12 protein-coding genes are annotated in these 11,755 nt (G+C 45.2%); all 12 read left to right on the top strand.

From position 1 onward, the window contains the following. Positions 1–62 precede the first annotated feature (62 nt). The 12 genes from AC3DOM_RS10115 to AC3DOM_RS10170 all read left to right on the top strand — a co-directional run bounded on the left by AC3DOM_RS10115 (position 63) and on the right by AC3DOM_RS10170 (position 11,533). Positions 63–641 carry a TetR/AcrR family transcriptional regulator gene (locus AC3DOM_RS10115; protein ID WP_487918925.1) on the top strand — a complete coding sequence of 193 codons (579 nt, stop codon included), beginning with the start codon at positions 63–65 and terminating at the stop codon, positions 639–641. Between the two features lie 28 nt (positions 642–669). Then, on the top strand, positions 670–1,452 hold the full coding sequence (locus tag AC3DOM_RS10120; RefSeq protein WP_487918926.1) for a DUF169 domain-containing protein: 783 nt from the start codon (positions 670–672) through the stop codon (positions 1,450–1,452). Beyond that, positions 1,449–2,498, top strand: a complete 1,050-nt coding sequence (locus AC3DOM_RS10125; RefSeq protein ID WP_487918927.1) for a uroporphyrinogen decarboxylase family protein — start codon at positions 1,449–1,451, stop codon at positions 2,496–2,498. Before AC3DOM_RS10120 ends, AC3DOM_RS10125 begins: the two co-directional genes overlap by 4 nt. Positions 2,499–2,579: 81 nt before the next feature. Then, entirely contained in the window at positions 2,580–3,344 is a 765-nt protein-coding gene (gene fabG / locus AC3DOM_RS10130; protein WP_487918928.1) for a 3-oxoacyl-ACP reductase FabG, read from the top strand. A 40-nt stretch (positions 3,345–3,384) separates the two neighbouring features. Beyond that, the gene (locus AC3DOM_RS10135; protein WP_487918929.1) at positions 3,385–4,581 is read left to right on the top strand and encodes a serine hydrolase domain-containing protein; all 1,197 of its coding nucleotides are present in this window, start codon (positions 3,385–3,387) and stop codon (positions 4,579–4,581) included. A gap of 15 nt (positions 4,582–4,596) precedes the next feature. Next, the gene (locus AC3DOM_RS10140; protein ID WP_487918930.1) at positions 4,597–5,766 is read left to right on the top strand and encodes a dimethylsulfoniopropionate demethylase; all 1,170 of its coding nucleotides are present in this window, start codon (positions 4,597–4,599) and stop codon (positions 5,764–5,766) included. 173 nt (positions 5,767–5,939) lie between these two features. Continuing rightward, a complete protein-coding gene (locus AC3DOM_RS10145; protein ID WP_487918936.1) occupies positions 5,940–6,275 on the top strand; it encodes a methylenetetrahydrofolate reductase C-terminal domain-containing protein in 336 nt (111 codons plus the stop codon). Beyond that, positions 6,272–7,216, top strand: coding sequence for a methylenetetrahydrofolate reductase (locus tag AC3DOM_RS10150; protein ID WP_487918931.1), 945 nt, complete (start codon positions 6,272–6,274; stop codon positions 7,214–7,216). The genes AC3DOM_RS10145 and AC3DOM_RS10150 overlap by 4 nt, the downstream gene beginning before the upstream one ends. 24 nt (positions 7,217–7,240) lie before the next feature. Next, complete coding sequence (locus AC3DOM_RS10155; protein WP_487918932.1) at positions 7,241–8,437, top strand: thiolase family protein; 1,197 nt, start codon at positions 7,241–7,243, stop codon at positions 8,435–8,437. 72 nt (positions 8,438–8,509) lie between these two features. After that, positions 8,510–9,646 (top strand): acyl-CoA dehydrogenase family protein, encoded by a 1,137-nt coding sequence (locus AC3DOM_RS10160; RefSeq protein WP_487918933.1) that lies wholly within the window; start codon positions 8,510–8,512, stop codon positions 9,644–9,646. Between the two features lie 101 nt (positions 9,647–9,747). Continuing rightward, positions 9,748–10,551: an electron transfer flavoprotein subunit beta/FixA family protein gene (locus tag AC3DOM_RS10165; protein WP_487918934.1), complete on the top strand. Its 804-nt coding sequence runs from the start codon at positions 9,748–9,750 to the stop codon at positions 10,549–10,551. After that, on the top strand, positions 10,544–11,533 hold the full coding sequence (locus AC3DOM_RS10170; protein WP_487918935.1) for an electron transfer flavoprotein subunit alpha/FixB family protein: 990 nt from the start codon (positions 10,544–10,546) through the stop codon (positions 11,531–11,533). The genes AC3DOM_RS10165 and AC3DOM_RS10170 overlap by 8 nt, the downstream gene beginning before the upstream one ends. Positions 11,534–11,755 lie beyond the last annotated feature (222 nt).

The following is an 11,755-nucleotide window of genomic DNA, read 5'->3' on the forward strand; positions in this document are numbered from 1 at the left end:
TTTGCTAAGCAAGAGTATACGATGGCTGCTTCAAACTAAAAACACAACTATCGAGATATTATATGGATCTTAGGGAAAATATAATCCACGAATCGATGAAGTTGTTTTCCTTGAAAGGGTACATCAATACTGGGATCAACGAAATCATAGAAGCTGTTAATTCATCCAAGGGCGGGTTCTATAATCATTTTTCCAGCAAAGATGAACTTTTTCATGAGGTGCTGGCAGAAGCCCAAAAAATCTGGAGAGCTCGAATTTTATTCGGATTAGATGAAATAGAAAGCCCTGTTGGAAAAATCATAAAATTTTTAGAAAACTATAAAGATCGTTATCTGATTGATTCAGACAATTTTCCGGGTGGATGTATATTTGTGACCTTTTCTGTGGAGTTGGATGACCAACGACCACATTTATGTAAAAAAGTTAACGAGGGCTTTGTTGGTGTTAAACAAATGTTAAAAAGATATCTGGAAGAGGCCAAAGCAATCGGTGAATTTAAAGGATATGTAGATACTGATATGGTATCTGAAATGATATTTTCCGGGATGTTGGGCGCATCAGTATTGTATGGAATTGAAAAATCTTCCACAACTCTGGAAAAATCGATTAATACCCTAATTTGTTACCTAAAGCTCTTATAACACAATCAAATTACATATGGAGGCTAAGATGGCAACTGCAAGCGAATTGGATCAAGCACTATCCACCTATTTTCGACCCCTGACCTTTCCTGTGGCATTTAAAATGCTGAAATCAGAAGACGAAATTCCTGAAAAAACACGCCGACCCTTTCAGCAAATGGGTAAAAAAGTAGCCATTTGTCAGGGAATTGGTATGTCGCGAAAATATGGGTGGACCGTTGCTCTGGGTAAAGAGGATATGGGTTGTGCACTCGGTGCAGCACCTTTCGGTTTCTTTGAAAATATTGATTTTTTCAACGAAGGGAGCATGGCTGCGGGTATGTTCACGGCCTCAAAGGAAATCGGAAAAATGGAAGAGGATTTGATCAGCCGATTTGATTTCGGAACCTATAGTCATATTTTGATCGCACCATTAAACCGGGCCTCTTTTGACCCCGACCTATATATGGTTTATGGCAACCCAGCCCAAATCATGAGGTTGATCCAAGGCGCTCTATATAACGAAGGTGGATCCATAAAATCATCTGCCATGGGACGATTGGGATGTTCAGCGATCATCACCACAATCCAAGATGAAGAATGCCGGTATATTGTGCCTGGCAACGGCGACAGGATTTTTGGAATGACCCAAGATTATGAGATGGCCTTTTTTATTCCGCCCACAAAAGCCGACTCGCTTATCGATGGATTGGTAAAGACCCACAAGGGAGGCATCCGATACCCAATAACCAGCTTCTTTGATTTTGAAGCAACCTATCCAAAAACCTACCAGGAACAAATGAAAATTTGGGAAGAAGGCGGAGAGCTATGACAGAGGAATTTCTAGGTAAACAGAGAGTTTCCGCAGCATTTAAAAAGACTTTCACAGATAAAGATCCCGAGTTAGACAGGATACCTGCATATATATTCTCCGGAGCATGCAATGCAAAGCTTGTTGGCGCTAATATCCGTGAATTCCTTCAGAATTCACAAACCTTTGCCAAAGCTCAAATCGCTGCATATGAGCGTTATAAGCCGGATATCATGATAATGATGTGGGATTTAAGCATGGATATCGAGGCCATGGGAAATGAGCTTCGTTATCCTGACGATAGCATGAGCGTGGTCACGAAAGAATTTTTAGCTGATGATAAAGGAAAATTAAGCAGCCTTCAAATTCCAGACCCACATAAAGATGGTCGTTTGCCAGGGTATCTGGACGCCTGCATTGAAACAAAGAAGGTTGTCAAGGATGCTCCTGTTTCTGCTGTAATTGCAGGACCCTGGACAATAGCAATGGGACTTCGTGGCGCCACAAATACTCTCAGGGATTCAATTAAGGACCCTGACTTCATCCATGAGCTCATGGAGGTTTCATCCCAGGCGACAATTAAATTTACTGAAGCCTTGAGTGAAATTGGGGTTGGCGTTGGATTTTCAGAAGCACCTGCCTCCTGTGATCTGATTTCACCCAAAATGTATAAAGAATTTGTCTTCCCATACCACAAGAAGATCGTCGACCACTTCAAAGCCAAAAAAATAGGTGTTGGCCTTCATGTTTGTGGCAATGCAAATCCGATACTCGAAGATTTGGTTAAAACAGGTGTGAGTAATCTCAGTGTTGATTCTGGATCAGATCTAGCCAGAGCTGCTGAAGTTACCCGCGGGAAGGCCGTCCTGATTGGCAACGTGCCAACAGAAATGTTCCTCGCTGATAGCAAGGAAGAAATGAAAGCATCCATCAAGGAATGCATCGAAAAAGCTACCAATGACAGCGGCTATCTTCTGGCACCGGGTTGCGAGGTTCCAACGATTGCGCCTCCGGAAAAAATTGATTGGTTCATGCAGTTGGCTAAAGAAGTCGGCTCATATTCTTAAGTGTAAAACAAAACAGGGTTAGGGATAGACAGGAGTTCTATCCCTAACCCTGTCAGTCTCTGTAAATCAGGAGAAAAGTCAATGCGTCTAAATCAAAAAATAGCTCTTATAACCGGGGGAGCAGCGGGAATTGGAAAAGCGACGGTGAAGCGCTTTGCAGAAGAGGGGGCAAAGGTGGCTTTTTGTGATGTCAATGAAGAACTAGGGTTGGCATTATTGGGTGAAATCGGCCCTGAACATGATTTCCAGACAGTCGACGTAACAAACCGGCAGGCAGTACAGGACTGGGTAGATAGTGTCGCAAAAAAATATGAACGCGTTGATATCCTCGTTAATAACGCCGGGATTCTCCGGGATGGCGTTCTGGTAAAAGTAAAAAACGGGGAGCTGGTTAAACAGATGGCTGAGGAGGCCTTTGATTCGGTTATTGCCGTGAATTTGAAAGGCGTTTTCAATTGTACCCAGGCGGTCGCACCCTCCATGATCAAACAAGCCGGTGGAGTTATATTAAATGCATCTTCGATTGTAGGCCTGGATGGTAATTATGGGCAAACAAATTATATTGCCACAAAGGCCGGGGTAATTGGAATGACCAAGGTCTGGGCACGCGAGTTGGGAGGCAGCAATATCCGCGTCAACGCGGTTGCCCCGGGCATGATTTTGACCGAAATGTTGCTTTCCATGCCCAACGATGTGCTGGAAGCTTTTAAGAAGAGGCCTCCTCTCAAACGACTGGGTACACCGGAGGAAGTTGCTAATCTCTATCTCTTCCTGGCATCTGATGAAGCCAGCTATATATCAGGGGAAGTGATCCGCATTGACGGCGGATTGGTGATTGGAACCTAAGGATTGATTGATTTCTTGAATGGATCGGTGTGTGAACCCAATGAAGCGGACAAATCCTGATGTGCTTGGTTTCTCTACAAAACGACTAGGCCGCATCAACAGCCTCATTAATCGCTATGTGGAAAGTGGAAAACTGGCTGGCGCGGTGACCTGCGTTGCCCGGCGCGGTCAGGTTGTGCATTTAGAAAACTTCGGATACCAAAATCTTGAGGCTAAGGTCCCTATGTCCCAGGATTCGATTTTTCGAATCTATTCCATGACCAAGCCAATTGCCTCCGTTGCGCTGATGATGCTATATGAAGAATCGCTCTTCAATCTGACAGATGAAGTCAGCCAATATATCCCTGCCTTCAAGGATGCGAAAGTTTGGGGTGCAGATGGCGCTTTAGAAACCCCGCTCCGCCCCATGACTGTTCAGGATTTATTACGTCATACAGCCGGGCTAAGCTACGGAGGCCACCTGGAATCAGAATCCCCTGTGGATAAGTTTTATGATGAAGCGGATCTTTTCAATACGCAGATCACAAATGCAGAGTTGGTTGACCGAATTGCCAGCCTGCCGCTGAAGTACCATCCGGGTGAAAAGTGGCATTACAGCGTTGCAACAGATGTCGTTGGCTATCTGGTAGAAGTGTTCTCCGGAAAACCGCTGGGAGACTTCATGCAAGAGGAAATCTTTGATCCCTTGGGGATGGTGGATACTGCATTTCATATTGACCCTTCCAAATTGGATCGTTTCTGCACCCTCTATGGCAAAACATCGGACAGTGAATTTGGTGTTCTCGATTTGCCTGATTCCAGCGTATATTTGCCTCCTGTGGCAAACCAATCCGGTGGAAGTGGATTGGTATCCACCCTTGCAGATTATCTGAATTTTGCCCAATGCATATTAAACGGAGGCAAGTTGAATGGCGTCCGATTACTCGGTCCCAAAACGATTGAGTTAATGACATGCAATCACCTGCCACCTGCATTGCTTCCGATTGCCTTTGAGGGGACCGAACCGATGCTGGGGATGGGATTTAGCCTTGGTTTTGGCGTCATGTTGGACACAGCACAAACCGGCATCATGGGATCGGTCGGAGATCATGGTTGGGGTGGATATGCAGAAACCTATTTCTGGATCGACCCACAGGAAGACCTTATCGCAATTCTGATGACACAGTATTTGCCCTCACAAACCTACCCTATTCGTAAAGAGTTTAGAACAGCCGTATATCAAGCATTAGAGGTATAGATTAAAAAATCACTTATGACTGAAAAATCTTCGAAATCAAAAAAACAAGGCCAGAAACCCAGATTATATAGTTATCGTATCCGGCAGTCGCCTTACTACGATGCTACCCAGCGGTATGGGTGTAAATCCTATACACCCTACAATAATATGTACTTGCCCCTGGTTTATAAAGATTTATTAAGCGATTATTGGTCCTTAAAAAATGATGTAACTTTATGGGATGTGGGCTGTGAGCGCCAGGTTGAAATCACCGGCCCGGATGCCTTCAAATTTCTTCAGCAGCTAACCCCTCGGAATTTAACAAAATTCAAAATTGGTCAATGCTATTATGTGCCGCTTACGAATGCGCATGGCGGGATTGTTAACGATCCGGTTGCCTTGCGATTGGAGAAGAATAAATTCTGGTTATCGGTAGCAGATCGGGAAATCCTGCTCTGGGCAAAAGGGCTGGCTGCCGGTCTCAAAATGCAGGTTAGCATCCAAGAGCCGGATGTTTCTCCTTTGGCGGTACAAGGCCCCAAATCCTTTGATCTTATGGCTGATTTGCTTGGAGATTGGGTTCGAACACTGAAATATTTTTGGTTTAAGGAAACAGAACTAAACGGTATCCCCTTTATTCTCGCGCGAACTGGCTGGAGTAAACAGGGTGGATATGAGTTGTTTCTCCAGGATGGTCAATATGGTGACCAGCTCTGGGAAATCATCATGGGGGCTGGAAAACCCTATAATATCCAGCCCGGAACCCCCTGCTGGATCGAACGGATCGAAAGTGGCTTGCTTAATTACTGGGAAGACGTCACAGACAGCACCAATCCATATGAGGTTGGGATGGGGAGGTTTGTAGACCTAGATCAGGATGTGGATTTTGTTGGAAAAGAGGCGCTGAAGAAAATTAACGCGGAGGGGATTAAACGCAAATTGGTAGGCCTGGAAATCCACACAGAGCCACTCACCCAAACTGCCGAGTTTTGGGTTGTCGAATGCAATCACCAACCGGTTGGAATGATAACCAGCGCAGTCTACTCACCGGATTTGAAAAAGAATATCGCCTATGCGATGGTTAGCATTGAATGTTCAGATCTGGGAACTGATCTGAAAGTTGACCTTGGAGAGGTAAAAGCAGACGCAACCGTTGTTCCCTTACCGTTCGTCGATAACCGCGATAAATATTTAGCGGGTTTATAAGTGTTGGTCTGAATATGGCTATTTTCGGGAACCTTCGCAACCATCCACATTGGCTTGAAACAGCTTATCAACTGGTTGAAAAGATATTCAGGATTGCGGATCCATTGATCCGGAGAATTGGTTATAAGCGAGTAGATCGTTGGATGCACTTGCCTGAAAAGTTATCAAAAGGGATGCTTTTTGATTGTCAAATGTGCGGCCAATGTACATTACATTTTACAGGTATGACCTGCCCGATGACTTGCCCGAAAAATCTTCGGAATGGGCCTTGCGGCGGTGTCAGGAGCGATAAAACTTGTGAGGTTGATCCAGAAATGATCTGTATTTGGGTTGAAGCATATGAGAGATCTACCAAGATGAAAGTTTATGGAAATGAGATTCATCTTATACAGCCTCCGCTCAATCAGCGCTTTGCAGGCAAATCCGCATTTATAAATGAATTATGTTGTGGAGATAACAGTGCCCCTCCGGCATGGAAGCCGACCAAGGGAACTGAAATTCTGTTATGAAGGAAAATAGATCAGGCAGTACCCTTGAAGGATTACTAAAATCCGGTCAGGTTGCGGTTACTGCGGAGGTGAGTCCGCCGGATAGTGCAAATCCGGAAGACCTTTTAAAGGCAGCCAGAGAATTGGCAATAGTTTCTGATGCCTTAAATCTAACGGATGCTGCCGGAGCCAATTGCCATATGTCCAGTATTGGAGCATGCGCCCTTCTGGCCCATGAAGGTTACGAAGTCGTTATGCAAATGACCTGCCGAGACAGGAATCGAATCGCTCTCCAGGGTGATTTGCTCGGCGCAAGTGCAATTGGCATCAAAAATGTTTTATGCCTGACCGGTGATGATGTAACCATCGGCGATCAACCCGAAACAAAAAGAGTCTTTGATTTTGATTCCATTCAATTACTCCACACTGCAAAAACGATGCGCGATGAAAGTGTGTTTTTAAGTGGCAGACAAATATCCGCTTCTCCTAAATTATTTTTGGGAGCGGCAGTCAATCCATTTGTGGAGCCCATTGATTTCAGACCTTTGCGCCTTGCAAAGAAGATTGAAGCAGGCGCTGACTTTATCCAAACACAATATTGTTTTGATATCAAACGTTTTCAAGACTATATGGAGACAGTAAGAAGGCTTGGCTTGCATGAGAAATGCTATATTCTTGTCGGAGTTGGGCCGCTTCGCTCTGAATTAGCAGCAGAGTTCCTGCGGACAAAAATTCCGGGAGTTGTCATCCCGGATGCCCTAGTCAATCGAATGCGAAAAACGCCAAAGAAGAAACAAAGAGAAGAAGGAAAAAGGATTTGTGTTGAGATCATTCAAAAAGTTTTGGAAATAAAAGGCGTTGCCGGTATCCATATGATGGCTTACAGGCAGGAAGATATTGTTGGAGAAATCATTGAAGAGGCTGATTTATTGCCTCGCCCTGATAAAGAGATGATCCAATAGATAGGTGAAAAGGAGTTATTTCTTATGCAAGATGTAGTTATTGTAGATGCTGTCCGAACACCTGTTGGCAACCACGGTGGGATGCTGCGCAAATTTGATGCGGTAGCCCTGTCTCAGATTGTGATCAACGGCCTGCTTAAACGAACCAAGATTGATCCTGCTACCATAGCCGAGGTCATTTGGGGTTGTGTTTTTCAATCGAGCGACGCTCCAAATATCGCCCGGGTGGCTGCACTAAAAGCGGGAATTCCCAAGGAAGTACCTGCATATACTGTGGCCCGAAATTGTGATTCGGGGATGGATGCAATCGTCAATGCCTGGCGCGGAATTCAGGTTGGTGATGGTGATATTTACCTCGTGGGCGGCGTCGAATCTATGAGCAATATCCCTTACCTGGTGAGGGGTGCCCGGTGGGGATTAAAACTTCGCCACTCAGAAATGACAGATGCTTTATGGGAGGGCCTGACCGATCCAAATTGTGGCCAGATCATGGGGCGCACTGCAGAAAATCTTGTCGAAGAATATGATCTCACTCGTGAACAACAAGACGAATATGCCGTGCAGAGTCATAAAAAAGCTTTGCAGGCCCAAAGCGAGAAAAAATTTGATGATGAGATAATTATTATAGAAATAACCAAAAAGAATAAAGAGAATGTTCTGATCAGGCAAGATGAAACGATTAATCCTGGCCTTACGATGGAGAAGGCCAGTTATGCTCCCACCGTATTTAAAGAGGATGGCACAGTCACACCTGTCAACGCCTGCAGTATCTCAGACGGCGCCAGTGCCATGTTGATCATGACTGCTGAAAAAGCAAATCAGCTTGGCTACACTCCGCTTGCCCGAATTATTTCTTATGGCTATGCAGGTGTTGAACCGCACCGCATGGGAATTGCTCCGGTAGGCGCAGTCCCCAAAGCACTAGAGAAGGCCGATCTGGAACTGGGGCAATTGGATTTGATCGAAATTAATGAAGCCTTTGCCGGGCAAGTGCTTGCCGTTGGCAAAGAACTTAGCTGGGATTGGGATAGGGTAAATGTAAATGGAGGTGCGATTGCACTTGGGCATCCTGTGGGTTCTTCAGGATGTCGGATTGTGGTAACACTTTTGCATGAAATGAAACGTCGGAATAAGAATGGCGTTTCATCCAAGTATGGACTTGCAACCCTTTGCGCAGAGGGCGGGCAAGGTAGTGCCTTGATCGTTGAGGCTCTACACTAAAAGGAATTCCGAGCAATAAGCAATTATTGTTCAAAATATATTCTATTTTCCTATTTACGGAGGAGGAACAAAATGATCGACTTTACTTTCACAGAGGAACAGGAACTATTCCGCAAAGCAGCAAGAGAGTTTGCTGAGACAAAAATCGCCCCGCATGTGCCGATGATGGAAGAAACAAATGGGGGCTGGGACGAGGTGGTAAAGGAACTGGCTGAGGCAGAAATGTTTGCCGTAACTATTCCTGAAGAATATGGTGGCCTGGGCATGGGATATATGGGCCGCCTGATTGCTTTGGAAGAGATTGCCCGGGTATCAGTTGCTACGGCGATGATGTACCAGGTCTTTGGCCTCGGTATCGAACCGATCATGAAATTTGGGACCGAAGAGCAAAAGAAGAAATATCTTCCAAAATTCGTTACCGGGGAGCGTTTACCAACGGTTGCCGTAACAGAACCATCTGGTGGTTCAGATCCAAAAGGTGCCCGAACAACTTACAAAAAGGTGAACGATTCCTACGTATTGAATGGCCGAAAATGCTTTATCACCAATTCACATATCGCTGACGTTCAGATAGTTTTGGCAAAGGATGAGGATAATCCTGAAGCTTTTACTGCCTTCATCCTCGAAATAGGGATGGATGGATTTAAACCCACTCACATCGAACATAAGGTAGGCATGAGAGGCTGCAACACCGGTGAAATTGAAATGAAAAATGTTGAGGTACCCGCTGAAAATGTGCTTGGCGGTGAAGGCAAAGGTCTCAAGGTTTCAATGTCCGCAATCGGCGATGCTGGCCGTGGTGGGATGGTAGGCTGTGCCTTAGGTTTACAGCAGGCGTGCCTGGATGAATCTATTAAATTTTCCAACGAACGTATTCTATATGGAAAACCGATTGGCAAGCTGCAAGCAATCCAATTCAAGATCGCGGATATGAAAATTGACCTCGAGGCTGGCCGCCTGCTAGGGTATCGTGCAGCAGCTATACAGGATCAGGGTGGGCGCTCAAGTAATGAGTTTGCTGCCGCTAAGTACTACACAACGGAGGCAGCCCAAAGAGCTGCAAAAATGGCAGTAGACATCCATGGTGGCTATGGCTGTATGGAAGAGATTCCCGTCACGCGCTTCTTACGTGATTCATATGTTTTAGGACCCTCGGCAGGCACTTCGGATATCATGAAAGTTATCGTCGCTCGATGGGCTGTTTCATAACAAGACAAAAAGTATTTTGAGAACCAGTTACCTGGCGGTTTGCATGGCCAACACCAAAATAAAAACTGTCAGGTGGCTGGTATTGAAACAAGGTATTACCGATGTTGAATATTATTGTTTGTGTAAAAGCAGTGCCGGATCCAAACGACGCGGATAAGCTCAAGATTGATCCGGTCACAAAATCATTACCGCGCTCGGATATTTCACTGGTGATAAACCCCCTGGATAGCCATGCCTTAGAGGCTGCCTTGGAAATAAAAAGAAACGATGATGCCCATATCACAATTTTATGCATGGGTCCACCACCGGCGGGGAATATTGTTAAAGAATGCCTTGCATTAGGAGCGGATAAAGGCATCTTGCTCTCCGATCCCGCCTTTGCAGGAGCAGATGCCTTTGCTACAGCCTATACGCTAGCAAAAGCAATAGAGAAGAATGGGGCCGTTGATCTGATCTTCTGTGGGATGGCAAGCAGCGATGGGGCTACAGAATGGGTCGGTCCTGAAATTGCCACATTTCTAAATATGCCAGTTGTAACAATGGTAAACGAAATCGTAGAAAATGCGGGGGATGAATGGATTGTAAAAGCGGACTATGAGCATGGATACAGAAAGGTCAAAATCAAATTACCCGCTGTTCTGACAGTGACAAGAAATTTGAACCAACCTAAAGCGCTAAGTTTTTCTGGCATCCTTAAGGCTCGCAAAAAAGAAATCATCACATGGGATCTTAAAGATCTCGGCGTCCCGGTAGAGAACGTCGGATTGAAAGGCTCACCGACCATCGTTACAGAGATGACTCGTTTGGAGAGCCGCAGAGAAGTTGAAATATTGGAAGGATCTCTGCAAGAAAAGGTTGACCGCCTGATTAAAATCCTTAAAAATTCGGGGGTAGTCAATGTCTAAGATAAAAACACAAGTCTTCGTGATGGCTGAACAAGCAGGCGGAAGAATTCGACCTGTTTCCTTACAGATTGTTGGAAAAGCGCGGCATTTAGCTGATCAGCTTGATTCTAAAGTTGGCGCAATCCTTTTAGGCCAAAATGTGACGGAACGCGCTCAGGAGCTAATTGCCGCGGGCGCAAATTCAGTTTATCTGGGTGATTCAGATTCTCTTCATCCCTACCAGGCCGAGCTCTATACAGAAATCATTGTGAATTTGTTGCTTGAACATCGCCCCGAAATCTTTCTGCTTGGCTCTACCTTTATGGGCAGAGAATTGGCGCCATTGATCGCCGCGAAACTGAAAACCGGTCTGACTGCTCACTGCATCGATCTTCTTATTGATAACGAAGGCATTCTGGAACAAAAAATCCCCGCTTATGGTGGCATGATTACCATAATTTGCCCTGAGAAACGCCCTCAGATGGCAACTGTAGCCGAGGGTGTCTTTTTAAATCCCGAATTGGATTCGACCAATATAGGTGACATAATCCCAATTGATCTCCCTGAAAAATTTCCCTTACGTGTCCAAACCTTGGAAATTGTAGTGGAAAAGCCCGAAGGTGTTTCTCTGGAAACTGCATCAGTGATTGTTGCTGGAGGAGCCGGAGCTGAGGATCAAGATGGATGGCAGCAAATTGCAAAATTGGCTGAAGTGTTAAACGCCGGTTTTGGTTCTACCCGGCCCGCAGTTGATGAAGGCTGGACTGAATTGGAAACCATGATTGGCCAAAGTGGAAAAATGGTAAGTCCAGAACTTTATATCGGCGTGGGCTTATCAGGAGAGTTGCAACATATGGTAGGCATCGTTGGCGCAAAAGTAATGATTGCCATAAACAACGACGCCAAGGCACCAGTTTTTGAGCAGGTAGATTATGGCATTGTTGAGGATTGTCGAACCTTTGTGCCAGCTTTAGTGGAAACTTTGAAGAAAAGCAATGATTAATTGGGAGTGCTCCAATTATCACTTGAGCGTCTTTTGAAACCTCGTCCCATTGCCGCTTTTGGTGGTGCGAATGCCAAAGGGCGTACCCTCTCGAATTTCCTGTAGCAATTCGAAAGCACGTTCGCCCGGTGGTTTAGCCTAACCAGGGATATATTATATTTTCAACTCTGAGAATACTTGACAAGTATGTTCTCTTTGGCTACAATTTCGTTGCCGTAAAAC

The organism is Candidatus Desulfolinea nitratireducens, assembly GCF_982879505.1.